The sequence below is a fragment of the Arthrobacter sp. NPDC058130 genome (assembly GCF_042884475.1).
Taxonomy (GTDB): Bacteria; Actinomycetota; Actinomycetes; order Actinomycetales; family Micrococcaceae; genus Arthrobacter.
On the sequence record NZ_JBHVTV010000015.1, the window covers coordinates 18,809 to 44,380 of the forward strand.

24 protein-coding genes, 1 pseudogene and 2 riboswitches are annotated in these 25,572 nt (G+C 68.1%); of the genes and pseudogenes, 9 read left to right on the forward strand and 16 right to left on the reverse strand.

All coding sequences use genetic code 11. The features are described from left to right. Positions 1–29 precede the first annotated feature (29 nt). The 7 genes from ACFVTM_RS20005 to ACFVTM_RS20035 form a co-directional block, all read right to left on the reverse strand. Positions 30–1,520 carry a molybdopterin molybdotransferase MoeA gene (locus ACFVTM_RS20005; protein ID WP_390205735.1) on the reverse strand — a complete coding sequence of 497 codons (1,491 nt, stop codon included), beginning with the start codon at positions 1,518–1,520 and terminating at the stop codon, positions 30–32. Beyond that, the gene (locus ACFVTM_RS20010) at positions 1,517–1,804 is read right to left on the reverse strand and encodes a DUF6457 domain-containing protein (RefSeq protein ID WP_390205736.1); all 288 of its coding nucleotides are present in this window, start codon (positions 1,802–1,804) and stop codon (positions 1,517–1,519) included. Before ACFVTM_RS20010 ends, ACFVTM_RS20005 begins: the two co-directional genes overlap by 4 nt. Positions 1,805–1,825: 21 nt before the next feature. Beyond that, positions 1,826–2,503 (reverse strand): molybdenum cofactor guanylyltransferase, encoded by a 678-nt coding sequence (locus tag ACFVTM_RS20015; RefSeq protein ID WP_390205737.1) that lies wholly within the window; start codon positions 2,501–2,503, stop codon positions 1,826–1,828. Between the two features lie 61 nt (positions 2,504–2,564). Then, positions 2,565–3,065 carry an HNH endonuclease gene (locus ACFVTM_RS20020; RefSeq protein ID WP_277527321.1) on the reverse strand — a complete coding sequence of 167 codons (501 nt, stop codon included), beginning with the start codon at positions 3,063–3,065 and terminating at the stop codon, positions 2,565–2,567. Between the two features lie 220 nt (positions 3,066–3,285). Then, complete coding sequence (locus ACFVTM_RS20025) at positions 3,286–4,044, reverse strand: NlpC/P60 family protein (protein WP_390205738.1); 759 nt, start codon at positions 4,042–4,044, stop codon at positions 3,286–3,288. 296 nt (positions 4,045–4,340) lie between these two features. Continuing rightward, positions 4,341–4,524: riboswitch (cyclic di-AMP (ydaO/yuaA leader) on the reverse strand. A gap of 122 nt (positions 4,525–4,646) precedes the next feature. Next, complete coding sequence (locus ACFVTM_RS20030) at positions 4,647–5,468, reverse strand: M23 family metallopeptidase (RefSeq protein WP_390205740.1); 822 nt, start codon at positions 5,466–5,468, stop codon at positions 4,647–4,649. Positions 5,469–5,472: 4 nt separating this feature from the next. Next, a riboswitch (cyclic di-AMP (ydaO/yuaA leader) is annotated at positions 5,473–5,687 on the reverse strand. Between the two features lie 150 nt (positions 5,688–5,837). Next, positions 5,838–6,533 carry a metal-dependent transcriptional regulator gene (locus tag ACFVTM_RS20035; RefSeq protein WP_390205742.1) on the reverse strand — a complete coding sequence of 232 codons (696 nt, stop codon included), beginning with the start codon at positions 6,531–6,533 and terminating at the stop codon, positions 5,838–5,840. A gap of 333 nt (positions 6,534–6,866) precedes the next feature. Between ACFVTM_RS20035 and serC the strand changes: the two genes are divergently transcribed. Then, positions 6,867–7,994 carry a phosphoserine transaminase gene (gene serC / locus ACFVTM_RS20040; protein WP_390205743.1) on the forward strand — a complete coding sequence of 376 codons (1,128 nt, stop codon included), beginning with the start codon at positions 6,867–6,869 and terminating at the stop codon, positions 7,992–7,994. Here serC and ACFVTM_RS20045 read toward each other — a convergent pair. The 3 genes and pseudogenes from ACFVTM_RS20045 to ACFVTM_RS20055 all read right to left on the reverse strand — a co-directional run bounded on the left by ACFVTM_RS20045 (position 7,984) and on the right by ACFVTM_RS20055 (position 10,353). Next, a pseudogene (locus ACFVTM_RS20045) lies at positions 7,984–9,305 on the reverse strand (MFS transporter). The gene serC and the pseudogene ACFVTM_RS20045 overlap by 11 nt on opposite strands. A 50-nt stretch (positions 9,306–9,355) precedes the next feature. Beyond that, the gene (locus ACFVTM_RS20050) at positions 9,356–9,961 is read right to left on the reverse strand and encodes a DUF3027 domain-containing protein (protein WP_390205744.1); all 606 of its coding nucleotides are present in this window, start codon (positions 9,959–9,961) and stop codon (positions 9,356–9,358) included. Positions 9,962–9,969: 8 nt separating this feature from the next. Beyond that, a complete protein-coding gene (locus ACFVTM_RS20055; RefSeq protein ID WP_390205746.1) occupies positions 9,970–10,353 on the reverse strand; it encodes a cold-shock protein in 384 nt (127 codons plus the stop codon). A gap of 177 nt (positions 10,354–10,530) precedes the next feature. On the opposite strand from ACFVTM_RS20055, the gene ACFVTM_RS20060 reads away from it, so the two are divergent. The 6 genes from ACFVTM_RS20060 (at position 10,531) to ACFVTM_RS20085 (ending at position 17,630) form a co-directional block, all read left to right on the forward strand. Then, on the forward strand, positions 10,531–10,764 hold the full coding sequence (locus tag ACFVTM_RS20060; RefSeq protein ID WP_390205747.1) for a hypothetical protein: 234 nt from the start codon (positions 10,531–10,533) through the stop codon (positions 10,762–10,764). Positions 10,765–10,774: 10 nt separating this feature from the next. Then, positions 10,775–13,270, forward strand: coding sequence for a helicase-associated domain-containing protein (locus ACFVTM_RS20065; protein WP_390205748.1), 2,496 nt, complete (start codon positions 10,775–10,777; stop codon positions 13,268–13,270). After that, the gene (locus ACFVTM_RS20070) at positions 13,267–14,913 is read left to right on the forward strand and encodes a DNA repair helicase XPB (protein WP_390205749.1); all 1,647 of its coding nucleotides are present in this window, start codon (positions 13,267–13,269) and stop codon (positions 14,911–14,913) included. Before ACFVTM_RS20065 ends, ACFVTM_RS20070 begins: the two co-directional genes overlap by 4 nt. A 79-nt stretch (positions 14,914–14,992) precedes the next feature. Further along, a complete protein-coding gene (locus ACFVTM_RS20075) occupies positions 14,993–15,703 on the forward strand; it encodes a response regulator transcription factor (RefSeq protein ID WP_390205750.1) in 711 nt (236 codons plus the stop codon). 2 nt (positions 15,704–15,705) lie between these two features. After that, positions 15,706–17,172, forward strand: coding sequence for a sensor histidine kinase (locus tag ACFVTM_RS20080; RefSeq protein WP_390205751.1), 1,467 nt, complete (start codon positions 15,706–15,708; stop codon positions 17,170–17,172). A 170-nt stretch (positions 17,173–17,342) separates the two neighbouring features. Beyond that, the gene (locus tag ACFVTM_RS20085; RefSeq protein ID WP_390205752.1) at positions 17,343–17,630 is read left to right on the forward strand and encodes a WXG100 family type VII secretion target; all 288 of its coding nucleotides are present in this window, start codon (positions 17,343–17,345) and stop codon (positions 17,628–17,630) included. 35 nt (positions 17,631–17,665) lie between these two features. On the opposite strand, the gene ACFVTM_RS20090 is transcribed toward ACFVTM_RS20085, so the two are convergent. From ACFVTM_RS20090 to ACFVTM_RS20115, 6 genes are all read right to left on the reverse strand, one after another. Continuing rightward, positions 17,666–18,772, reverse strand: coding sequence for an RNase H family protein (locus tag ACFVTM_RS20090; protein ID WP_390205754.1), 1,107 nt, complete (start codon positions 18,770–18,772; stop codon positions 17,666–17,668). A 133-nt stretch (positions 18,773–18,905) separates the two neighbouring features. Continuing rightward, positions 18,906–20,543 carry a chaperonin GroEL gene (gene groL / locus ACFVTM_RS20095; RefSeq protein WP_390205756.1) on the reverse strand — a complete coding sequence of 546 codons (1,638 nt, stop codon included), beginning with the start codon at positions 20,541–20,543 and terminating at the stop codon, positions 18,906–18,908. Between the two features lie 295 nt (positions 20,544–20,838). Continuing rightward, positions 20,839–22,101, reverse strand: coding sequence for an ABC transporter substrate-binding protein (locus tag ACFVTM_RS20100; protein WP_390205869.1), 1,263 nt, complete (start codon positions 22,099–22,101; stop codon positions 20,839–20,841). 74 nt (positions 22,102–22,175) lie between these two features. Continuing rightward, complete coding sequence (locus ACFVTM_RS20105) at positions 22,176–22,379, reverse strand: cold-shock protein (RefSeq protein ID WP_390205758.1); 204 nt, start codon at positions 22,377–22,379, stop codon at positions 22,176–22,178. Between the two features lie 158 nt (positions 22,380–22,537). After that, entirely contained in the window at positions 22,538–23,161 is a 624-nt protein-coding gene (locus ACFVTM_RS20110) for a LytR C-terminal domain-containing protein (protein WP_390205760.1), read from the reverse strand. 94 nt (positions 23,162–23,255) lie between these two features. After that, the gene (locus ACFVTM_RS20115) at positions 23,256–23,597 is read right to left on the reverse strand and encodes a DUF3263 domain-containing protein (protein WP_390205761.1); all 342 of its coding nucleotides are present in this window, start codon (positions 23,595–23,597) and stop codon (positions 23,256–23,258) included. Positions 23,598–23,729: 132 nt separating this feature from the next. Between ACFVTM_RS20115 and ACFVTM_RS20120 the strand changes: the two genes are divergently transcribed. Continuing rightward, positions 23,730–24,572: a uracil-DNA glycosylase gene (locus ACFVTM_RS20120; protein WP_390205763.1), complete on the forward strand. Its 843-nt coding sequence runs from the start codon at positions 23,730–23,732 to the stop codon at positions 24,570–24,572. Positions 24,573–24,623: 51 nt separating this feature from the next. Further along, complete coding sequence (locus ACFVTM_RS20125) at positions 24,624–25,463, forward strand: siderophore-interacting protein (protein ID WP_390205765.1); 840 nt, start codon at positions 24,624–24,626, stop codon at positions 25,461–25,463. Positions 25,464–25,572 lie beyond the last annotated feature (109 nt).

A 25,572-nucleotide genomic window follows, 5' to 3' on the forward strand; every position in this document is an offset into this window, starting at 1 on the left:
CCGGCGCTCCGGCCCGGTTCGGCGGGCGCTCAGCCCAGGAGGGCGCTCCAGTCCACCGGCCCGTCGCTGGCACCGGTCTTCCTGGCGGTCCGCTTCGCCGCAGGCTTCGCCACGGGAGCTGCCGAAGCGTCGGGGACCGGCGCGCCCCACGGGAGCGCGAAGGCGGGGACCAGCTCCCCCAACTGCACGCCATGGGGCGGGACCACCAGGACGCCGTCGGCGGCGGCCAGGCCCCGCATCATTCCCGGGCCGGTGTGCTGCGCCGGGGATGCCATGCCGTAGAGCAGCCGGAAGGGCATGAGCCGGGTCCGGCCGGGATCGGCGTCAATCGTCGAGCCGCAGGGCACCTCGCTGAGCGGCGGGATGGAACCGCGCCCCAGGGCCGCCAGGAGCGGGGCTCCGATGGTGGACAGCGCCATCATGGCCGCGAGCGGATTTCCCGGCAGGCCGAGGACATACCGGCCGTCCGGCAGTTCGGCCAGCACGGCCGGGTGGCCCGGCCGCATGGCGATCCCGTCGATCAGCAGTCGTCCGCCCAGCTCGGCGACGGAACGCCGGAGGTGGTCGGTTCCGGAGCGTCCCGTGCCGCCGGTGGTGATGACGACGTCGGCAGGCAGGCTTTCGCTGCCCGTGGCGAGGGGATCGCCGTCCTCGAGCGCGGCGAGCCATTCGGGGTAGGAATCGCCGACTTTCACTTCTTCGGTGCAGATCCCGCCGAGCATGCCCACCACGGCTGCCAGCTGGGGTCCGAAGGTGTCGCGAACCTGTCCGGGGGCCGGCGTCCCGGATGCCACCACCTCGGCGCCGGTGAACACCAGCCGCACCACGGCCTTGCCGAGCACCGGAAGGGCGTCGTGTCCGGCCAGCGCGGCGAGGGCCAGATGGGCGGGGTTCAGGACCGCGCCGCACTTGATCAGGAGATCCCCGGCAGCAGCTTCCTCTCCGGCCTTCCTGATGTGGTCGCCGTTGCGCGGGTCCCCCGGTTTCGCCGTGCCGCCCAGCTTCAGGACGGGCAGGCCGTCCTCGTCGGCGTCGATGACACCGCTTTCGCTGCGCAGCACGGCCTTGGCCCCGGCCGGGATAAGGCCGCCGGTGGCGATCGGGCTTGCCTGATGCGGTGCCAGCCGCTGGCCGGGTTCGGCCAGGATCCAGGGGCCGCTGCCGTTGACGGCCCAGCCGTCCATAGCAGAGGAGGCATAGTGGGGCATGTCCTGCAGGGCAAGCACGTCTGCTGCCAGGGTGCGGCCCAGCGCCTGCCGGAGGGGGACGGGGGCGGCCGGGATGGGTGCGGCGCAGTCAAAGGCGAGCTGCCGGGCCTCCTGCCATGTGTGGGCCAGGTGCCGGTGCGGAACGTCTGCGTCCTGGTCTGCGTCCTGGTCTGTGTCCGGGTCCGCTGCGTCCGCCTCCGGTGCGTCCGCCTTGACGGCGTCCGGGTCCGCGAGAGGTTCCGCGGGACCGCCCTCGGGGCCGTTCCCGCCATGGACGGCCGGTCCGGCGTCGTCCCCAGCCGCAGGCGTCATGCCCCGGAAGCTTCGGCGGCCGCGTAGTCCTTGGCGAGCCGGCGCGCTACGGCCATGGCGTCCTGCATGGACACGGAGTCCGTCGCCTGCCCGGAGCCGGAGGCCAGACCGGCGGCATAGCCGGCAATGAATGTGGTCAGCGGCGCCGCGGGGCGCACTACGGAGTGGGCGGCCACGCCTGCCAGGGCGAGGACCTCGTTCACGTCAATCTCAACGTCTTCCAGCTCCAAGGCCTGGAGCAGGGCACGGCACCAGTCTTCCAGCGTTTCATCCTGGCTTTTCACCGTTTGCCTCCATGGTCGAGTTCAGCTGCGGGGTTCCGGCCCGGAGCCCGGACCGAGGTGTGGAAACCTGCCGGATATCCCCAGTGCGGACGCATCATCCCAGGTATCAACGTCATCAGTGGACCCCGGGGGAACGCGAACTTCCCGTACGTCCAGACTAGCAAGAAGGGCGAAGACCGATGCGTTTTCCAGACTCCCCCGGTGCCGTGCGTCCGTAACACTTCGTTGTAGCGCAGCTGTGCCATAAAAGCCCGCGAGCGGCTGTTTCCGGCCGTCCTCGGAGACGGCCATGACCCCGTCGCCCCGGTGCTGGTCCTTCGCTGCTGCCAGGGAGACGGCCAGCGATTCGGCCAGGACCCGGACGGCGGCGGCGGACCTCGGCATGTCGCAGGCAAGCACCAGGGTAAACGGCGCCGGACCGGCGTCCCCAGGCCGGCCGGCATGGTCTGCCGCCAGCGCGTCCAGGCCTGCGGCGATAGCCGCGGCCGGCCCTGCGAAGGGCGGCTCTTCCCGCCAGGTCAGGACGCCGTCGGGAAGGTCCCCGGGGTCCGGCCCGACGACGACGGCGCGCCCCGCCGCGCCCGCGGCGCGCAGCGACCGCTCAAGGAGGGTGGCGCCGTCGTAGACCAGCCGGGATTTGGGCACGCCGCCAAGGCGGGAGGACCTTCCCCCGGCAAGAATGATGGCATCGAACTCCACCGGTTCAGCCTAGCGCGGCGCGGGCTGCCCCCGAACCAGGGCAGGCCATGCGCCGGCCAGGTCAGGCGGCTGATTCCGGCAGCAGGAACGGATCCCAGGCGGGCGTCGGCTTCTCGAGTTCCTTGATCTGCCAGATCGCGCCCTTCGGGGGGCCCGGAACAAACCCGAGCTTCCAGCCCATCTCCGCGGGCGTGTGGTCGCTCTTGGCGTTATTGCACCGCAGGCAGGCCGCCACCAGGTTCTCCCAGGAATCGGCGCCGCCCCGGGACTTGGGCTGGACGTGGTCGATCGTGTGGGCCGCTTTGCCACAGTAGGCGCAGCGGTGGGCATCGCGGCGGAGCACGCCGCGGCGGCTCACCGCTGTCATCGTGTTGTACCTCGGACGGATGTAACGGTTCAGCAGGATCACGGACGGGCGGCCCAGAATGTCCTGGGGGCCAACAACGGGGTCGTCCCCTTCCGCCACAACGCTGGCCTTTCCGGTCAGGACAAGGACGAGCGCCCGGCGGAACGTGATTACCGCCAGTGGTTCATATCCAGCATTCAGAACGAGAGTGCGCATCCGCATACCTCTTCACGGCCGCACCCGCCAGCGGCACGAGGGCCGGCTGCCCTCTGCATGGTCGGGCTATGGATCGACAACACAAGAGTAAACACTCAGGTGCCGGATCACCGAATATTTTTTCATCGGCGCGGCCCTCCGCGCGCAAAGTTCATGGCACGGCAACGCAAAAGACCCCCGCCAAAGAGCGGGGGTCTTTCGAAGTGCTGGAGCTCTGTCCCTAGCCGCCGACGCGGATGAAGACCGGGCCGGAGCCGACGTTCACGCTGTACAGCGCGGTGGTGCCACCGTTCCAGCCGCCGTGGACTGCCATGCCGTTGCCGACGTAAACCGCGATGTGGGCCATGCCCACGCCACCGTTCTGGTAGTAGGCGAGGTCGCCCGGGCGTGCCTCGGAGGCGCTCACGGTGCGGCCCAGGGACAGGTAACCTGCCGGCCAGCCGTGGTAGTGGATGCCGGCCGCGGCCAGGGCGTTGGTGGCGAGTGCGGTGCAGTCCTGCGAAACGCCGATCTGTGCGTACGCAGCAGCGGCGATGGTCGCGCCAGAGCCGCTGCCGATGCCGGCCGGAGCCTGGGCAGCGACGCCGCCGCTGACGCCAAGCTCGGTGCCGCCGGCGCGGGAGGCCGTGGAGTCCTGGACCTGCACAACGGGCTTCGGGGCCTCGACGACGGGAGCCGGCGTGGTGGTCACGGCGGGCTTCTCGTAGGAGATCGCGATGCTGGATGCGGCCGAGATGGTGGCCGGGGTGGCGGACTGGACTTCCAGAGCCGAAGCGGAGGTGGATTCGCGCTGAACGTTGGTCTCAGCAGCGTTGGCTGCGATTCCGCTGGTCAGGACCAGACCGGAGGCTGCGGCGATGACCGCGGCCTGACGGCCCATGCCGCCGGCGTTGTCGCCGACAGCCTTTGCAATAACAGCCAGCGAGTTGGTCTTGGTGACCTCGGCTCGGTGCCGTGCAACGGTTGCACGAGTAGTCATTAAGTTCTCTCTTTCGTGATCCTTGGACCGCGCGCTTTCGGGCGCGGACTGAGGACGCTCCGGCATCTTGGGGGTACGCCGGATCGCCCCGAAATTGGGTTACTTAGCGAAGGGTGTACTGCGAAGACGCGCCAAATGCGGAAACTGCATGCTGTCCGGGCTCGGTAGAGAATGAGCCTGCGGAACGTGATCCCATCCGGGCACCAGCAAGGGCGGCACGTGATGTGGATTCCGGCGAGCTCAAAAGAGCCTCACCGGTGCGCATGCGCGCAGAGTTGTGGCGTGAAGACACGAAAGTAGCCTCTCCCAATGCCTACGAGGTGAGCTGTCGGATTCGGATGGGAGTCACCCGGCCGCGCTGCTTCCTGGGAAGCTTTGCGACTTAACCCCTAGGCCTTCTTTCGAAGGCCAAAATTGGTTCCCCCGCCCCTGCCAGACGATGTAATGCGAACGGACCTTGAGCGGTGGCAGAGCTAGGCAATCCACTCAAGAGCGCCAACTTCGGAAAAGTTGGCGTGCTTCAAACCCTACAGCAGTCCGGACTCAATGTCACATTCAGATCACGGCGTGTCACAAGGATTCGAGAGCGGTCCATCACCTTTTTAGAGCCAACCGAGGGGGTCAACGACGTCGCCGTTGACCATCACTTCAAAGTGAAGGTGGCAGCCGGTGGAGGCGCCTGTAGTCCCGCTCATCGCGATGATATCGCCGCGCGATACCTTCTGGCCGACCTTGACCGAGGCCGAGGACAGGTGGTTGTAAGTGGTCTCCAGGCCGTTGCCGTGGTCGATCACGACGCGGTTTCCACCGCCGTAGGGATGCCATCCGTTGAAGGTCACGGTGCCGCTGGCGGCCGCATGGACGGCCGTGCCGCACTGGGCGGCGAAGTCCTGGCCGCGGTGGAACTCGCCCGCACCGCCGGTGATGGGGCTGACGCGGTAGCCGAACGGCGAGGCCGTGACCATCTGGTCCAGCGGCGCACCGAGGGTGCCGGCCGATGCCGCGCGGGTGATACTTCCCACAGACTGGGCGCTGAGGAGCTGCTTGAGCTTGCCGTCCGGATCACCCTTCGTGGTGACGGCCGTTCGGCTGAAATCGACCTTTGCGGCGGCGGCAGCCGTGACATCCGGCTGCACTGCAGCGGAGAGGGCGCCTGTCCCGTCAGCGTTCGAGGCCAGTACCGGGCTCGTGACGGGGACCGTCACGGTGAGGACCAGACCGGTTGCGGCCAGTGCGATGCCGGCCTTCTGCCCGACTCCGCTGGCCGAGGCGAATTCCGTTACCTGGCGGAACGGACTGCGCCGCCGGCGGCGTTCGTCGCGGTGCGCGTCGCGGGGGCGCTCGGCCATATGCGCGACGACGGGACGCGGCTCCGGAGCGGGACCGGTCGCGCGGCGACGGCCCCTGGCGGTCTGGGTGGTCAAGAACGGTTCCTCTCTGGATAGCCTGCGAAGTTAGCTGTCGGATTCGGGTCAGAGAGATCAAAGACCCGGTCCGCCGTGGCAAGCAGCCGGGCACAAAGGCATCCCGGGGGATCCCTCGATGGACGTTTGCTTGCCGCTGACGGACTTCACCCCAAGGCTGCTGATGAAGCAGCCGAAAGTGGTTCCCCCGCCCCTGCCAGGAGGTGGTTCTGCGACTGATCCGCTGGCAGGGCTCGGCTTCGGATCAGGTAACGCTTTGGTATCGGCACTGGCCACTAACTATAGGGGATTAAGCCGCCCGGTAATAAATCCGTAATCCCAAATGTGCAGAACTCATGGGTCGTCCCATAACCTCCGCGTTGTGGCTGGTCAGGCGACTGTTACAAAGACGTGCGCGGCAACCTCGGGCGGCAGCTCCAGGGCTCCCTCGATGTCCGGGACGCGGACCGAGATGTACTCCCCCACGCGCTCCAGCGACACCAGTGCACCAGGCCGAATTCCACCTTCGTCGAGCTGGGCAAGAAGCTCCGGCTCCACCTGGATCGGCTCCGCGAGGCGGTTGACCGTGACCCGCGAACCCGCACCGTAGCCGGCCATGGCTTCCAGCAGGTTCACGGCCCCGTCGGCGGGGGCGCCGGTGGGCACGCCGCCAAGGTCTGCAAGTCCCGGGATGGGGTTTCCGTAGGGCGAAACGGTCGGGTGGTCGAGCATCTCGAAGATTCTTCGCTCGACGCGTTCACTCATGACGTGCTCCCAGCGGCACGCTTCCTCGTGGACGTAGGCCCAGTCGAGGCCAATCACGTCGGCGAGCAGGCGTTCGGCAAGGCGGTGCTTGCGCATGACGCCGATGGCGCGTTTCCGTCCGGTTTCGGTCAGCTCAAGGTGCCGGTCGCCCGAAACAACCACCAGCCCGTCGCGTTCCATCCGGCCGATGGTCTGCGAAACAGTGGGGCCGGAGTGGCGGAGCCGTTCGGCAATGCGGGCGCGCAGGGCAACGATGTTTTCTTCTTCAAGTTCCAGAATGGTCCGAAGATACATCTCCGTAGTATCGATCAGATCAGTCATTCAGCTCAGCTCCTCGAGCGCAGTCCGTGCGTCATTCCCACCGTACCGCGTGCGGGCTGCATGCAGGATGCGCCCTGGCAAGAACCGCCGTACGTTCGCATGCCAGCCTAGCCTATTTTGAATTACTCCGGATAATTTTTCGTTTGGGCCGGGGTTGCCCTCCCTGCGCCCGCGGACCGGCAGTTCCCGGGCGTCTCAATGACCGGACTGTGACAGGGCCTTTTCCGTGTCACAGGGGGCTGTCAGGCAGAATAAATAGGGGCGTCCGTTGTAGCCATCCCTACCGGGCCACCTTCCAGCCACGCTATGAACCAGCCGAAAATTGGAGCCACTGTGAGCGACACCAGCATCACGATCCCCGCCAACCTCCTGCCCAAGGACGGCCGGTTCGGCGCCGGCCCGTCCAAGGTCAGGCCGGAACAGATGGAGGCCCTCGCCGCGTCGGCGAAGCTGCTGGGGACCTCGCACCGCCAGGCACCCGTGAAGAACCTGGTCGGCTCGGTACGCAGTGGCCTCAGCGAATTCTTCCGCGCGCCCGAAGGCTACGAAGTGGTCCTCGGCGTCGGCGGATCCACGGCTTTCTGGGACATCGCCAGCTTTGGGCTGGTGGAGGGGAAGGCGCAGCACCTTTCCTTCGGCGAGTTCGGCGCGAAGTTTGCCTCGGCGACCAACAAGGCGCCGTTCCTGGCCGAGTCCTCCATCATCAAGGCCGAACCCGGCACTCGCCCCACCGCCCGGGCGGAGGCCGGCGTCGACGTCTACGCGTGGCCGCAGAACGAGACCTCAACCGGTGTGGCAGCCCCGGTCCGCCGCGTGGCAGGCGCCGACGACGGGTCCCTGGTGCTGGTGGACGCGACCTCCGCCGCGGGCGGGCTGGACGTGGACGTGGCGGAGTCCGACGTGTACTACTTCGCGCCGCAAAAGAACTTCGCGTCCGACGGCGGCCTGTGGCTGGGTCTGTTCTCCCCGGCGGCGCTGGAGCGGGCGGCCCGGATCAAGGCCAGCGACCGCTGGATTCCCGACTTCCTGGACCTCCAGACGGCGATCGACAACTCCCGGCTGAACCAGACCTACAACACGCCCTCCCTGGCCACCCTGGTGACCCTGGATGCCCAGGTCCAGTGGCTCAACGCCAACGGCGGCCTGGCCTTCGCGGCCGGCCGGACGGCGGATTCGGCCGGGCGCATCTACCGCTGGGCCGAGGCGTCCAGCTACGCCACGCCGTTCGTGGCCAAGGCCGAGGACCGTTCCAACGTGATCGCCACGATCGACTTCGACGAATCGATCGATGCCTCGGCCATCGCCAAGGTGCTCCGCGCCAACGGGGTCGTCGACACCGAGCCGTACCGCAAGCTGGGCCGGAACCAGCTGCGCATCGCCACCTTCGTGGCGATCGAGCCGGACGATGTCTCGGCCCTGCTCGAGTGCATCGATTTCGTGGTGGCAGAACTCAAGAAGTAGCTTCAGCGTCCGACGGCGCCGCCGCTGCACCTTTCGAACCCGGTGCGGTGGCGGCGCCGTTTCCGCTTTGGACGCGGAAATACCGCAGTCCGCGCGCCCGCCGGTTGAAGTGGAGCCGCAGGTGCTGCGCCCGGATGATCCACACCAACCCGATCAGGGCCGCGAGCAGGCCGGCGCCGGCCGCAACCCCCATGGACCACCTGGGGCCGGCGGTGTTGGCCACCCAACCGACCAGCGGCGCCCCAATGGGGGTTCCGCCCATGAAGATTGCCATATAGAGGGCCATCACCCGGCCCCGCATGACCGGGTCCGTGGTGGTCTGGACGTACCCGTTGGCGCTGGTCATCATGGTGATTGCGAACAGACCCACCGGCACCAGCGCGACGCCGTACCAGAAATAGCTGGGGCCAGCGCAGCGATGCCCGAGGTCACGCCGAAGGCCCCGGCCGCCCCGAAGATGAACCGCAGCCGTGGCTTGCCGCGGCCGGCTGACATCAGCGCCCCGGCGACGGAGCCGATGGCCATGATCGAATTCATCAGGCCGAAAGCGCCGGCGTCGAGACCGAATTCCGTGCCCACCATGGCCGCGATGAAGAGGGCGAAGTTCAGTCCCAGGGTTCCCACGATGAAGATGGCCACGAGCACCACCACGATGTCCGGACGCTGCCTGACGTAGCGCAGCCCTTCCCGGATCCTGCCCTTGCCCGCCGGTGCGCGCGGCAGCCGCCGCAACGACGCCGCCGGGATGTTCGCCAGGCTCAGCAACAGGGCGACGAACGTGAGCGTGTTGATCAGGAAGACCCAGCCGGGCCCGACGACGGCGGTGAGCAGGCCCGCGACGGCGGGGCCGATCATCCGGGCGACGTTGAAGGAGGCGCTGTTCAGGGCCACGGCGTTGGAGAGGTAATCGTCCTGGACCAGTTCCGAGACGAAGGTCTGCCGCACGGGGGCGTCCAGCGCGGAGACCACCCCGAGCATCAGGGCGAAGGCGTAGACATGCCAGAGCTGCGCCGCGCCGGTCACCACCAGGATGCCCAGCCCGGCACTCAGCAGCGCCATTGCGGACTGCGTCAGCACCAGGAGCCGCTTACGGTTGAAACGGTCCGCCAGCAGCCCGGCCACGGGTGCCAGGAAGAGCTGCGGGCCCAGTTGCAGGGCCATGGTGATCCCCACCGCCCCGGCATCCTGCGCCGTCAGGTGGGCGAACACCAGCCAATCCTGGGCAGTGCGCTGCATCCAGGTGCCGATGTTGGAGATGAGTGCGCCGAGGAACCAGATCCGGTAGTTCAGGATGTGCAGGGACTTGAACATGGACCTCAGGTCCAGCCCTCCCTAAGCACGCTCCCGGACGTTTCCAACCGTTAGTCGGCCTCCGCGAAGCGTTCCCGCTCATCGTCGGTGTCCGGCTGAGCCAGGTCCTGCCGGGCCGGGTCCTGCTGGTCAGCGTCCTGCTCGTCGGCGGCGTCCTGCTCGTCGTCGGTGTCGGGGGCCTGCGACGGCGTTTCGGTGCCGGCCGCCTCGTCGGCGGGCTCGTCCGCCTGCGCGTCCTCCGGGCGGACCCGTTCGGCCCACGGGACCCAGGCCGGCGCGAGGATGGAGTCGTCGGAGGGCAGCAGGCCCAGTTCGTTGACCGTGACCACCTTGGAGCGCGAGTTACGGGTCAGCACGGCGTACCACTGCCAGCCAAGATAGCCGGGCAGCTTGGATTCGAACAGGTGGGTCACCAGGCGGTCGCCTTCGCTTCGGGCGCCGATGTGCTCGCCGATCTGCTCGGCGGGCGCAATGCTTTCCACGGCGGTGCGGGCGACGTCGACGGCGGCGGCCAGGAAGGCGTCAGGCTTGCCGGTGCGCCAGACGGGGACGCCGGCGCGCGGGCGGGCTCCCTGCTTTGAACTGGCTCCCTTGGATCCGGCGGGCACTGTGGATCCGGCGGCCGGCGTCGGCAACTGATCAGGTTCCTGAGTCATCAAGAGCCTTATACGTCCAGCTCGTCGGCAACCTTACGGAGGGCCGCCGCGATTGCCTTGCCCTTGTTGCCTTCCGGGTACTTGCCGGCGGACAGGGTCCCGGACAGGTTGTCCAGTACGGTGACAAGGTCCTGCACCAGCGGGGCAAGGTCCCTGGCGCTGGGCCGCTTCGCCTTGGCGATGGACGGCGTCTTGTCCAGCACGCGCAGGCCGAGGGCCTGGGCACCCTTGCGCCCGTCGGCTACACCAAATTCAACGCGCGTTCCGGCCTTGAGCTCACTGACGCCCTCGGGCAGCGCGGACTTGGGCAGGAAGACTTCCTGGCCGTCCTCGCCAGCGAGGAATCCGAAGCCTTTTTCCTTGTCATACCACTTGACCTTGCCGGTAGGCACGTAATCAACCTTCTTCGTTCTGCGGGGACACGGCCGGCGGTCACCGCATCCGCATGGTTATGCGGGTTCAGGGTATGACTGCCCGGACCGTGTTGGTCTGTTCCTCCAAGGTTATCCTGCCAAGTTCACTTTAGTGGCTTGAGGCGCGGGGGATGCCGGACTGTTAGCGTTGCCCACATGACACTGATGCGTTACCGGCGGCCCTTCATGATCACTGCGGCCACCCTTGCTCTACTGTCCCTTCTTGCCGTCGGCGCGGTCATGGTCATGGCCTTCAACAATGTCGTGGCGCCGGCCTGGATCACCTCTACGGCCCTCTACGGGCTCCCGGTGGCATTCCTGCTCATGCTCGCACTCGTTATGGATGCGGTGGTCGCCCGGCGCCGCCCGCGCGGGCCCGGCGAAAGGTAACGTTGGAGCGATGTCCCTCATCCGCGCGCTCAGCAAGGAACTTCAGGCACGAAGCGACGAATCGTTGCGGGCCCTGTTCTCCGCGCGGCCGGACCTCATTTCTCCCGGCGTCCCGGACTTCGCGGCCCTCGCCGCCCGCGCCAGCGGCCGCGTCAGCGTGCAGCGGGCCCTCGAGCGGCTCAACCGTCCACAGATGCAGGTCCTGGAAACCCTGCACCTGTGCACCAATGCCGATACCGGACACAGTGCCTCGGCGGCGATGCTGAAGAAACTGATCAACGGCGCGTCGGTGGCGGCCATCGACCGCCTGCTCCATTCCCTGCAGGAGCTGGCGCTCGTCCACCGCGCCGATCCGCCGCACGGTGTGACTCCCGCCGGCGCCAAGCAGCGGCACTTCCTTCCGGTCGGCAGCCTCAAGGACGTGATCGGCATCTATCCCGCAGGGCTGGGCCGCAGCTACACCGAGCTCGTGCGACTCCAGCCGGCCTTTGCGCAGCGCGTCGTGCAACTGGTCGGGGAACTGCACCGTGGCGGGGCGTCCATCTCCCCCGCCGCCACACCGATGGAAGCGGCCTTGTCGCTGCAGCATTGGACGGCCACACCGGAATCGCTCCACCACATCCTGACCACCGCGCCGGACCGGACTGCCGCCCTCCTGGCCCGGTTCGGAAACTGGGCCATGGGCGCCGTTCCCCAGGCGCAACGCCGCGCGTCCGTGCTCCACGAAAACGCCGACGTCGGCCCGGTGGACTGGCTCCTGGCGCGGGGGCTGCTGGTGCCCTTGGACGCCGCCCACGTCGAACTGCCGCGCAGCGTCGGAGTGTCGCTGCGTGGCGGCTTTGTCATCGAAGACTTTTCCCTGGTGCCACCAGTCCCCCAGCTTGGCCAGACGAGCGCAGTGCTGCGCCGGAACGCCGCGTTGGGCGCGATCGCCGAGACGCTGCGGCTCGTGGGCGAAGTGCTCTACTCAGTGCGCGACCAGCCCCTGGCGACGCTGCGCAGCGGCGGCGTCGGGGTCCGGGAGATGAAGCGGCTGGCGGATTCCCTGCGGATCGATGTGCACCAGGCCGGCGTCCTCGCGGAGCTCTGCGGAATGGCCGGCCTGCTGCGGCTGGACGTTGACAGTTCCGCATGGGTGCAGCCGCCGCAGCTGGAGTGGCTGGCGCTGCCCCGGCAGGAACAGTGGCTCTGGCTGGTCAATGCCTGGCTGGCCAGCGAACGGGCGCCCTCCCTCGTGGGCCAACCCGTGAATGCCGCCGCCCCGGGCGCCGGCCACCGGGGCGCGGCCGGCAGCACCATCAATGCGCTCTCCGCAGAGGCCCAGCGGCCTGACGCCCCGGTGGTCCGCAAACGGGTCCTGGAGATCCTGAATGAACTCACCCTCGAGGCCGCGGCTCCCGACGGGCAGGCCCCGGTCCTCAATGCCGCCGCCGTGCTGGAACGTGCTGAGTGGGCGCAGCCCCGGATGGCCCGCCGATTCAGCTCGCTGGTCCGCGGCATCCTCACGGAGGCCGAGATGCTCGGGCTGATCGGCTCCGGGGCGCTCAGCCAGCTGGGTTCCGCGATCGCCGCCGAACGGCCGGATGATGCCTTGGGGATCCTCGGCGAGCACCTGCCAGCGGCCCTGCAGCATGTGTTGCTGCAGGCGGACCTGACGGCGGTGGCGCCGGGTTACCTCGACCCGGAGCTGAGCGAACGGCTCCTCACCATGGCCGCGGCCGAGGGACAGGGACCGGCCACCATCTATCGCTTCTCCGTCGCCTCGGTCCGCCGGGCCCTCGACGCCGGCCAGGACGCCCCGGCGATGCTGGACTTCCTGCGCCAGCATTCGGCCACGGCCATCCCGCAGCCCCTCCAGTACCTCATCGAGGACACCGCCGCGCGGCACTCCCGGCTCCGCGTGGGGGCTGCCGCCAGCTTCATCCAAAGCGAGGACGAGGCCGCCCTGCTGGAACTGCTCAACGCCCCCGCGGCCGCCGGGCTCGGGCTGGTGCGCGTCGCGCCCACCGTGGTCATCTCACAGGCCGCGCCCCGGGAAGCCGCCCAGGTCCTCCGGGGCCTGGGCCTCGCCCCCGTCCTGGAGGAAGCAGGATCCGGCGTCATCCGGCTGCGCCGCAGCACGTCGGTTCCTGGCGGCGGCCGGCCGGTCTACACCGCCCCGCGGACCGCTCCGCCGGAGGCCGACATCGACGCTCAACTGGCCGTGCTGCGCGGTGACGGGTCCCGGGCAGCAGGCTCCACCGGTGCCCACCCTCCGCCGGCCGCCCCGGGCAGCGAGGAAGCGACCCAGCTGGGGCTGGAGACCCTCTTGAAAGCGATCCGCCTCAGGCAGCGGGTGATCATGAACGTCGTGGACAGCATGGGGAATGCCAGCCGCGAGAGCGTTGTTCCGGTAGCCGTGAATGGCGGGCGGGTGCGGGTGTTTGATCCGGACAAGGAGATCGAACGGGTCCTGTCCATCCACCGGATTATCGACGTAGAAGCAACAGAGGAATTACTCCAGTGAATGACGGGCCCCTGATCGTCCAAAGTGACAAGACCATCCTGCTGGAGGTCGACCACGAGCTCGCAACCGAGGCCCGGCACGCCATCGCGGCGTTCGCCGAGCTGGAACGGGCCCCGGAGCATGTGCACAGCTACCGGTTGACGCCGTTGGGGCTGTGGAACGCCCGGGCGGCCGGGCTGGATGCCGAGAAGGTGCTGGACACCCTGCTCAAGTACTCCCGGTTCCCCGTGCCGCACTCCCTGCTGATCGACGTCGAAGAGACCATGTCCCGGTACGGCCGGCTCCGGCTGGAAAAGGACCCGCAGCACGGCCTGGTCATGCGCACGTCCGACTACCCGGTGCTGGAGGAAGTCAGCCGTGCCAAGAAGATCGCCCCGTTGCTCGGCCCACGGATCGACGGCGAGACCGTGGTGGTGCATTCCTCCCAGCGCGGCCAGCTCAAGCAGCTGCTGCTGAAGATCGGCTGGCCGGCCGAGGACCTGGCCGGCTACGTGGACGGCACGCCGCACCCGATCATGCTCAACGAAACCGGCTGGAAGCTCCGCCCCTACCAGAAACTGGCCACGGAGAACTTCTGGGCCGGCGGCAGCGGCGTCGTCGTTCTTCCCTGCGGCGCCGGCAAGACGCTGGTCGGTGCGGCGGCCATGGCCACCAGCTCCACCACCACGCTGATCCTGGTGACCAATACCGTCGCGGCGCGGCAGTGGAAGGACGAGCTCCTCAAGCGGACCTCGCTGACCGAGGAGGAGATCGGCGAGTACTCCGGCTCCGTCAAGGAAGTCCGTCCGGTCACGATCGCCACCTACCAGGTCCTGACCACCAAGCGCGGCGGGCTGTATCCGCACCTGGAGCTCGTGGACGGCAACGACTGGGGCCTGATCATCTACGACGAGGTCCACCTGCTGCCGGCGCCGATCTTTAGGATGACGGCGGACCTGCAGGCCCGGCGCCGGCTGGGGCTCACCGCCACGTTGGTGCGGGAGGACGGCCGGGAGGGCGAGGTCTTTAGCCTGATCGGCCCGAAGCGCTACGACGCGCCGTGGAAGGACATCGAGAGCCAGGGCTACATCGCCCCCGCCGATTGTGTGGAGGTCCGGGTGGATCTGCCGCGCGATGAACGGGTGGCCTACGCCATGGCCGAGGACGCCGACAAGTACCGGCTGTGCGCCACCTCCGAGACGAAGACCCAGCTGGTGGAGGAACTCGTCGCCGAACACGCCGGCGAGCAGCTCCTGGTGATCGGCCAGTACATCGACCAGCTCGACGAGATCGGCGAGCGCCTCAACGCGCCGGTCATCAAGGGCGACACGTCGGTCAAGGAACGCCAGCGGCTCTTCGACGCCTTCCGCGCCGGCGAGGTGCAGACCCTGGTGGTGTCCAAGGTGGCCAACTTCTCGATCGACCTGCCTGAGGCGTCGGTCGCGATCCAGGTCTCCGGTTCCTTCGGGTCCCGCCAGGAGGAGGCGCAGCGCCTGGGCCGGCTGCTGCGCCCGAAGAAGGATGGCCGCGCCGCCCGGTTCTACTCGCTGGTGGCCCGGGACACCCTGGACCAGGACTTCGCCGCGAAGCGGCAGCGCTTCCTGGCCGAGCAGGGCTACGCCTACCGGATCATGGACGCCAAGGACGTAGGCAGCGTCGGCTAGGCCATCTGGACGAGCGCGGACCATTCAACACACATCTTTCATTCAGAAAACTCCCAGAGTCTGGGAGCATCATGGGAACATGAAGAAGAATGGTCCCGAAGCCAAGCTGCTCGTCGTCGATGATGAACCTAACATCCGCGAACTGCTCTCTACGTCCCTGCGCTTCGCCGGTTTTGAGGTTGTCTCCGCCGGCAGCGGGCGCGAGGCACTGGCTGCCGCCGAGGAGCACTCCCCCGACCTGGCAGTGCTGGACGTCATGCTGCCGGACATGGACGGCTTCACCGTCACCCGCCGCCTGCGCGCCGCCGGCAAACACTTCCCCGTCCTGTTCCTCACGGCCAAGGACGACACCGAGGACAAAGTCACCGGCCTGACAGTGGGCGGGGACGACTACGTCACCAAACCCTTCAGCCTCGACGAGGTCGTTGCCCGCATCCGCGCGGTACTCCGGCGCACGCAGCCCCAGGTCGACGACGACGCCGTGATCCGGGTCGATGACCTCCAGCTGGACGACGACGCCCACGAGGTCCGCCGCGGCGGAACCGTGATCGAGCTGTCCCCGACAGAGTTCAAGCTCCTGCGTTACCTGATGCTCAACCCGAACCGGGTCCTGTCCAAGGCCCAGATCCTCGACCACGTGTGGGAGTACGACTTCAACGGCGATGCCTCGATTGTGGAGTCCTACATCTCCTACCTGCGCCGCAAGGTGGATACCGACGCCGACGCCCCGGCGCTGATCCAGACCAAGCGCGGCGTCGGCTACGTTCTGCGGACTGCCGAGAAGCGCTGACCTTGCTGCACCGCTGGAAATCAGCTTCGCTGCGCTCGCAGCTCGTGGCCATCATGATGGCGCTCATGCTTGTGGCGCTCACGGCCACGGGCGCGGGCACGCTGACGCTGCTGCACAGCTTCCTGCAGGGCCAGGTGGATGACAAGCTCCGGGCCGCCGTCGACTCCGTGCGGCTGGAGAAATCCTTCACGCAGCTGCAGGAGACCAGCTCAACCGTCCCCACCGACTACTCCCTGATTCTGTTCAACCCGGGCCTGCCGCCCATTCCGTTCGGCGGCGACAAGGACTCCCGCCCCGCCATCAACACTTTTTCCGCGGTCGAGGCCAGGGAACGCCAGCAGGTGCCCTTCCAGGTCCGCGGGACCGAGGGCGGCAACTGGCGGGTCGTGGCCCTGAGCGTGGTGGACAATAACAACCGCAGCGCCGTCGTCGTGATCGGGCTGCCCCTGGACCCCGTCGATTCCGTGATGGAACATGCCGCCCTGGTGGTCGTCGGAGTTGGCCTGCTGACGCTCGTGCTGGCGTTCTTCATCGCCACGTGGACCGTCTCGCGGTCCTTCCGGCCGCTGGCCCGGGTGGAGAAGACGGCCGCCGCGATCGCCGCCGGAGACCTCTCCAGACGCGTGGAAATCGAAAACCCCAACACCGAAGTGGGGCGGCTCGGGAGCTCGCTCAATGCCATGCTCGCGCACATCGAGGCAGCGTTCGCCGCCCGGATGGCGTCCGAGGAACGGATGCGCCGCTTCGCCGCCGACGCCTCGCACGAACTGCGCACCCCGCTGGTGACCATTCGGGGATTCTCCGAGCTGTACCGGCACGGGGCGCTGTCCACGCCGGAGGACGTGGCCACGGCCATGGGGCGGATCGAAAGCGAAGCCAAGCGCATGGGGGCCATGGTGGAAGACCTGCTGCTGCTGGCCAGGATCGATGAACAGCGCCCGCTCCAGCAGAAACCCGCGGATCTGCTGCTGCTGGCCAACGACGCGGTGGTGGACACGCAGGCCATCGACCGCAAGCGCACCATCACCCTCACCGGGCTCGACGGGGCGGGCCCCGCGGCCGCCCCGGTGCTGGGCGACGAAGCCAAGTTGCGCCAGGTAGTCAGCAACCTGGTCGGCAATGCCCTGCGGTACACGCCCGAGGGGACCCCGATCGAAATTGGCGTTGGAGTCCGGACGGCCCCGGACGGGGCACGGCAGTCCGTGATCGAGGTCCGGGACCACGGTCCTGGCATCCCGGACGAGGAAGCGGCCCGGATCTTTGAACGCTTCTACCGGGCGGACACCTCCCGGACCCGGGAAACAGGCGGCAGCGGACTTGGCCTGGCGATCGTGGCGGCAATCGTCGGCTCGCATGCCGGGTCCGTGCGGGTCGGCCAGACGGACGGGGGCGGCGCCACCTTGGTGGTCAGCATCCCGTTCCTGCACGAGGACGCCAAGGAATTGTCCTCAGCAGACTTGTCCACATAGGAGCCGACGGCGGTGTCCGGGCGGCGTGCGCCCGCCTACGCTCGAGGTGTCCGGAAGATCCGGATGAGGCCGTCGCTCCCCACAGATCCAACCACAAACTCTCGCCGCTGACATTCACTGTGCTCCGCCGGGCCGTGGCCGCCTCCCCGAACGTTCGAGAGGGCATTTCCATGAGCATCATCTCCGTCGACACGGAACTCCTCCAGCTGAAGTCCGCCAATGTGCAGGCCACGGTGGAGCGGATCAGCGCGGACGTCCACGCCATGAAACGCGGGCTGGACGAGCTTCAGGGCAGCTGGCGCGGCTCCGCGGCGACGAACTTCCAAAACCTGGTGGCCGAATGGACCCTGACGCAGGCCCGGATGGAGGCCTCCCTGGCCTCCATCAACGTCGCGCTGAACTCCGCGGCGGCCACCTATGCCCAGGCGGAACTGGGCAATGCGCAGCGCTTCACGTGAGCGCCACCGGCAACACGAGGGCCCCGCCCGGGTTCTCAGGCCTCGGGCGTGCCCTGATGGAAGCGGAGCCGCCATTGCGCCCCGTCAAGGACCCACAGGGAGCTGCGCAGGGCTGATCCCTCGCGGGTGTGGCTGCGGTAGGTCAGGAGCACGGTCTTCTCCCCCAGCCGGTCCGCGCCCAACAGCTCCAGCTCCACGGGTCCGCCCGGGTTGTCCTCCAGCGCCATCATCATGGCGTCGCGGGTCCAGATGCGTCCGGAGCTGCCGATTTCGGTGAAGTCGGGGTGGAGCAGGACTGCCGTGCGGCCCAGGTCGGCCCGGGTTTCCGGCTGAAGCAGTTCCCGCTCGAGGGACTCGACCACGGCTTCGGGGCTGCTCTCCGCCAGAGCCGCGGCCGGTTCGTCCTCGAGTTCGCTGAAGAGGTCCGGCTCGTCGAAGGTGCCTGGCGCTCCAAAGAGTTCCTGTTGGCCGGAGGGCGCCGTGGACTGAGCCGTGGACGGGGCTGTGGATTGGGCCGGCCGCTCGGCCTGCTGCGGGGCCGAGCCCTGGGACACCGGGGTCTGGAGGGCCCGCGATGCCTGCGGCGCTGCCTGTCGGGCCGCCTGCGGGGCTGCCTGTCGGGCCTCCTGCGGCGCCGTGGAGCCCGAGGAGGCTGCCGGTGGCGTCCCGTCTGCCGTTGTCCCGAATCCGGGACCCTGCCGGACGGCCACGCCCTGCTGGTACGCCGTGGCTGCTGCCCGGGCGCGGTCGTCGGCCGCTTCGTTCAGCTCGTGCCCTGCATGGCCTCGCACCCATTCGAAGGTGTACTTGCGGCCTACGAGCGCCTGGTCGATGTCTTTGAGGAGGTCCACGTTCAGCACCGGCTTGCCGTCGGCCTTGCGCCAGCCCTTGCGCTTCCAGCCCGGCATCCATTTGGTCACGGCGTTGATGACGTACTGGCTGTCGCAGAGGATCAGCAGGTCTTCCCCGGGCACATGGGCCGTTGCCCGGAACAGGTCCAGCACCGCCATCAATTCGCCCTGGTTGTTCGTGCCGTGCGGCCATCCGCCAGCCCGCCAGCAGTCATCATTCACGTACCAGGCCCAGCCGGCCGGGCCGGGGTTTCCTAAGGCCGAACCGTCGGCCGCTGCTGTAATCGTCACTGATCTATCCTGCCAGACCCCGCCGACGCCCACCGACGGGTGTCGGCGGGGAACGCGCTTAACCGCCGACGGCGGGCCCACCCGAAGGTGGGACCGCCGTCGTCGAACAGCCTGTGGTGGCTGGAGCTGGGGGTTAGAAACCGCCCATGCCGCCCATGCCGCCCATGTCGTCGCCGCCGCCCATCGGGGCGCCAGCCTTCTCGGGCTTGTCGGCCACAACGGCCTCGGTGGTGAGGAACAGGCCGGCGATGGATGCCGCGTTCTGCAGAGCAGAGCGGGTTACCTTGACCGGGTCGTTGATGCCGGCAGCCAGCAGGTCGACGTACTCGCCGGTGGCGGCGTTGAGGCCGTGGCCTGCGGGCAGGCCGCGGACCTTGTCCACGACGACGCCGGGCTCGAGGCCTGCGTTGAAGGCGATCTGCTTCAGCGGTGCGTCGATGGCAACGCGGACGATGTTCGCGCCCGTTGCTTCGTCGCCGGAGAGCTGCAGGTTCGCGAAGGCCTTGGCGCCGGCCTGGATCAGGGCAACGCCACCGCCGGCGACGATGCCCTCTTCGACAGCAGCCTTGGCGTTGCGGACAGCGTCCTCAATGCGGTGCTTGCGTTCCTTGAGCTCGACCTCGGTTGCGGCGCCGGCCTTGATGACTGCAACGCCGCCGGCCAGCTTGGCCAGGCGCTCCTGCAGCTTCTCGCGGTCGTAGTCGGAATCCGAGTTCTCGATCTCGGCGCGGATCTGGGACACGCGGCCGGCGATCTGGTCGGCGTCGCCTGCACCCTCGACGATCGTGGTCTCGTCCTTGGTGACAACAACCTTGCGGGCCTTGCCGAGTAGTTCGAGTCCGGCGGTCTCAAGCTTGAGGCCGACTTCCTCGGAGATGACCTGGCCGCCGGTGAGGATGGCGATGTCGGCCAGCTGCGCCTTGCGGCGGTCGCCGAAGCCCGGAGCCTTGACGGCAACGGACTTGAAGGTGCCGCGGATCTTGTTGACGATCAGGGTGGCCAGGGCCTCGCCCTCGATGTCCTCAGCAATGATCAGCAGCGGCTTGTTGGACTGCATGACCTTTTCCAGGACAGCAACCAGTTCCTTGACGTTGGAGATCTTGGAGTTGACGATCAGGATGTACGGATCCTCAAGGACCGTTTCCTGGCGCTCGGCGTCGGTGACGAAGTAAGCGGAGATGTAGCCCTTGTCGAAGCGCATGCCTTCGGTGAGCTCCAGCTCGAGGCCGAACGTGTTCGACTCCTCGACCGTGATGACGCCTTCTTTGCCGACCTTGTCGAGGGCTTCGGCGATCAGGGCGCCGATCTCGTTGTCGCCAGCGGAGATGGACGCGGTGGCCGCGATCTCTTCCTTGGTCTCGATTTCCTTGGCGGTGGCCAGGAGCTCGACCGTGACGGCTTCAACAGCCTTCTCGATGCCGCGCTTGAGGGACAGCGGGTCAGCGCCGGCCGCGACGTTGCGCAGGCCTTCCTTGACCAGGGCCTGTGCCAGCACGGTTGCCGTGGTGGTGCCGTCGCCTGCGACGTCGTCCGTCTTCTTGGCAACTTCCTTGACCAGCTCGGCGCCGATCTTCTCGTAAGGATCGTCCAGCTCGATCTCCTTGGCGATGGAAACACCATCGTTGGTGATCGTGGGGGCGCCCCACTTCTTTTCGAGGACGACGTTGCGTCCCCGCGGGCCGAGGGTGACCTTGACGGCGTCGGCGAGGATGTTCAGGCCCCGCTCAAGACCGCGGCGTGCCTCTTCATCAAATGCAATGATCTTGGCCATAACGGCAGTAGTCCTTTCGGGACAGTCGTTAAGAATGAACCTTCGCTGTGGTGCCCGCGACGGACGACCCCCACCCTGCGGCCTCTGTATGCCGCCGGGCCAGGGATCTCACCCCAGCTAGGTGTTCCTTTTGCTCCTGGACCGGCTGCCCCACTCCGCGGCCGGGCGGACCGGGCGTCGTGTTAGCAGTCAGTGCGCTGGAGTGCTAAGTCAATAATTAGCACTCCCCCGGGGAGAGTGCAAGCAGTGCCCGGTCCGAAAGGCCCGCCACGCGGGCACAATACGCTAGGAGCGATCAGCCGCCGCTGCTGCTGGCGGCTTCCGCGCCGGTCATCGTGGCCAGGTTGTCCTCGCCGTAGGTGTAGACCACGTAGTTCGCTTCGGTGATGTCGCCGTGGGAATCAAAGTTGATCCGGCCAGACTGGCCGTCATAGTCCGGGCGCTGGCCTGCCCGGAGGGCGTAGGTGCAGTCCTGGTAGCTGGTGCACGTCCTGCTGGCAGGTTGACCGGCTTGCTGGCCGGCGGCTGGCGCTGCCCCGCCGGAGACCGCGACGAGGGACGCCGCGATGGAGGTCCCGGCGTCGTCCTCTGCCGCGGCGGCAGCGACGGCGGCCAGGATCACGGCGTCGTACGTCTCGGCGGCGAACACCATGTCCTTGAGCCCGGGATCGACGGCAACGAGGTCGGCCTGGAAGGCGGCGGAGGGGAACACGCCGGGCAGGATTCCGCGTGCGCCGTCGAGCGCCCGCGCGCCCAGTCCGGAACCGTAGCGGCTGACTGCTCCGTCGCTGAGGACAAGTTTCTTGCCGGCAAGGCCGGCATTGTTCAGTTCGGCGATGGCACCTTGCGCGCCGTCGCGCGAGACCAGCACCACGGCGTCGGGATTTACCACCTTCGCAGCGGCGGCCGCCTGCTGCGCCTGGCCGGGGGTGAACTCCGGGTCGGCCAGGACTTCCATTCCGGACTGCTTCGCCGCACCGGCGACGGCGGCGGCGACGTCTTTGCCGTAGTCGCCTTCCTCGTGCACCACCGCCAGTGTCCTGGCGCCGCCGTCCTTGGCCAGCTTGGCCAGGACAGACGCCTGGGCGATGGCGGTCGCGGAGGTGCGGAAATAGTAGCCGCCGCTCTTGTAATTGCTGAGGGCACCGGCCGAGTTGGCCGGCGAGATGACCGCTACCTTGGCGTTGGCCAGCACGTCGATAGCGGCAGGGGCACGGCTGGAATCCGTCGGGCCGATCACGACGTCGGCCTTGGCGGCAACCAGCGCTTTGGCCTGTGCGGCAGTGTCACTGCTGACGGTTTCCGGCAGCAGCTCCACCGGTTTGCCCTTGTGGCCGCCGGCAGCGTTGATCTCCTTGACGGCAAGCTTGGCCGCCGCGAGCTGCGGGGCGTTGAGGAAGTTCTGCTGCCCGGTGTTGTCCAGGATCAGGCCGATCCGCAGGGTGCCGTCACCGCTCGCGTCAGCTCTGGCCACGCGGGCGCTGCCGGCGGGTCCCAGGCAGCCTGTCAGGGCCAGAGCCACTGCTGCGCCCGCCGCCAGGGCGCGGCCGAGCGGCAGCGTTCCCCTCAGGAGTTTTCCCCCTAGGCGCCCTGACGCGTCCGCCGGGGCGTACTTGAGCGCAGCCAGTGCCACTAGGCGGGCCGGACGCTTTCGGCTTGGGGGCCCTTTTCGCCTTCGCCGATTTCCAGCTCCACCCGCTGGCCCTCGTCCAGGGCGCGGTAGCCTTCGCCGACGATCGCGGACCAGTGCACGAAGACGTCGTTCTCGGAACCGTCCACGGTGATGAAGCCGTAGCCCTTTTCGGCGTTGAACCACTTGACGGTTCCCAGTGCCATGGTGTCCACACTTTCAGCTAGCTTGCGTGCGGCCCACCTCGATGTGTGCCGCGGACTGCGAAGAGAAATCCGCAGATACTGTACCCACAGCGTCCCCCAGGAACGCTGGCGGCGGGCAGAGGCACAGGCTAATAGTTATTGAGGCGTAACCGGAATGCCTACTGGAAGCCGGGGCCGAGGACCACGACGAGGGGGAGGTTGAACTCCGCGGACTCCACGAGGGTGTCGATGCCCAGGAGTGTGCCGAGCGCCTCCGCGTTGCCCTTCTGTTCCGCGTCGCTGTAGAAAATCACCGACGTCTGCTGCGGGACGCCGCCCCAGTTGCCTGTCTGGCCCAGGATCCAGCCGTCGGAGCTGACGGTGCCGCCGACCCTGCTGGCGAGGCCGGCCGTGGTGGTCCCGTTGTAGATCGTCACGGGCTGCGTCTTGTCCACACCGGCGGCAGGGATGCTGGGCGTCACTGAGGGCGCTGCCGCGGGATCTGTGGCGGCCGGATCGGTGGCGGTGGGTTCCGGGCTTGTCGGCGCCGGGCTGGGGCTCGCCGGGCTCGTTGCGGACGGAGTGGCCGTGGCATTGTCACCGACGGCTGCGGCCTGGCCTGCGGAGAATCCGAGCTTCGGCAGGATCAGGAAAGCCACCAGCCCGATGGCCAGCGCAACGCAGCCGGCCGTCAAGATCGGCGCCAGGCTCCGGCGGCGCGATTCGGCGACGGCCCGGTGGACACCCTGGCGGGCAGAGGTCTCCGGGACCCGATCAAATTCATCGCGAGCGTATTTGGTCATGGTAAAACGACGTCCTTGCTGATTTCAGACGGGGTGCCCGAGGCCGGAAGCGGGCGCAACAGGACGTGCGCATCCGGCTGCGCGTGACGCGACTTTACGAATCTGTTCCCAGACGACGGGCAGTGCGGGCACGTTGGCGTGATGTACGTAGTCTACGCAATCTCTTGACCAGCATGGGATCGTGGGCCAGCGCTTCCTCGGTATCGATGAGGGCATTGAGGATCTGGTAGTAGTGCGTGGCGGAAAGATCGAACAGCTCGCGGATGGCCTGTTCCTTGGCCCCGGCGTACTTCCACCACTGCCGCTCCAGTGCCAGTATCTGCTGGTCGCGCGCGCTCAGGGGAGAATCCGCGGACACCTCGCCCAGGCCCACGCCGGCAGCCGAGGCTCCGGCAAAATCTCCCGCGAGCACGTGCTCTTGCGCTGTTTCGGCCACGACACACTCCCTGGTTGATTCCGAAAAAACCGGTTGGATCCGGTAAAAAGCCATTCCTATGCTAAGGCCGAATGACAGCGTTGTCATTTGGCGGTGTGCCGGTGCGGGCTGTGTCTGCGGAAGAATGGGGCTGTGTCGAATCCCGAGTTTCATTCCGAGCCTGATTCCGATGCGCTGTTCGAACTGGAACCCCCAGCCGAGGATCGTCTCAGCTACGCGGACCTGGCGCGGCGGCCGCTGAGCGAGCTGGTCGCTCCGGACTGGGCGGAGGCGCTGGCTCCGGTGGAAGCGCAGTTGCGCGAGACCCTGACTTTCCTCACCAGCGAAGTGGCCGCCGGGCATGCGGTGCTGCCGTCGCCGGCAAACCTGCTGCGGGCTTTCCGGCAGCCGCTGGCCGCCGTCCGGGTCCTGGTGGTGGGCCAGGACCCCTATCCGACGCCGGGGCACGCCGTGGGGCTGTCCTTCGCCGTGGACGGCTCCACCCGGCCGATTCCCCGCAGCCTGGCGAACATCTACAAGGAGCTCCAGACCGATCTCGGGTTCCCCCCGCGCGTCCACGGGGACCTTAGCCGCTGGGCGGAGCAGGGCGTCCTGCTGCTCAACAGGGTGCTCAGCGTCCGGGCCGGCGCGGCCGGCTCGCACCGTAACAAGGGCTGGGAGGCCGTCACGGCGGCCGCCATCCGGGCGGTCGCGGACCGGGCTGTTGCGGGCCGGGCGCCCGCCGCCGATGCCGGTGGGGGCGCCACTGCCGGCGCGGGCGCGGGGCGCGCTCCCCTGGTGGTGATTCTGTGGGGGAAGGACGCCGAGTCCGTGCGGCCGCTGCTGGGATCCGCTGCCGTGATCGCCAGCGCCCACCCGAGCCCGCTCTCGGCCTCGCGCGGCTTCTTTGGGTCCCGGCCCTTCAGCCGGGCCAACGCTCTGCTCCAGGAACAGGGCAACGGGACGGTCGACTGGGAACTGCCGCCACTGCCGTAACAGGCCTCCACCCAGAGCCCCTGGCCAAGGTTCTTTGGTTAGGCTTACCTCATGACCTCCCTCCCCGCCACCAGTACGGCCACCCGGAACACGCGTCCCCAGACCGATCTGACGGTCCTGCGCAAGGAACAACTCTCGCCGCATATGGTCCGGATCATCGCCGGCGGTCCTGGCTTCGCCGGGTACGTCAACAACGACTACGTGGACCGGTACGTCAAGATCGTGTTTCCGCAACCCGGCGTCGATTACCCGGAGCCGCTGGACCTGTGGGCCGTCCGGGAAACCATGCCGCGCAGTCAGTGGCCGCACACCCGGACCTACACCGTCCGCTGGGTGGACATTGCAGCCCAGGAACTGGCCATCGATTTCGTGATCCACGGCGACGAGGGCCTCGCTGGGCCTTGGGCGGCATCGGCCCAGCCCGGCGACCGCCTGACCTTTACGGGCCCGGGCGGCGGCTACAACCCGGATCCGGACGCGGACTGGCACCTGTTTGCCGGGGATGAAGCCGCGCTGCCAGCAATCGGCGCCGCCATTGAGTCCCTGCCCGAGGATGCCCGCGGTCTCGCCCTCCTCGAGGTGGACAGCGACGCCGATATCCAGGCCATCGCCGGCCCGGCGGGCGTCGAACTGCGCTGGCTGCTGCGCGACGGCGTCCCCGCCGGAGACAGCGACTTGCTGGTCACGGCCGTGCGCGACGCCGAGTGGCCCGGGGGCCGGGTGCAGGTCTTCGCCCACGGCGAGCGGGGCTACATGAAGGGCCTCCGGGACGTTCTCTACGTCCAGCGCGGGCTGGAGCGGGCCCAGGTTTCCCTCTCGGGTTACTGGGCCAAGGGCCGCGTCGAGGACGACTTCCAGGCGGAGAAGAAGCTGCCCATCGGCAAGATCTAAGAAGGCAAGATCTAAGGGCGCAAGAACCAGATGGGCCACCCTGGCGCTGCGGAGTTTCCCCTCCTTTGCCGCCACGACGCCGGGACGCGACGGCGAGTTGGCCCAACAC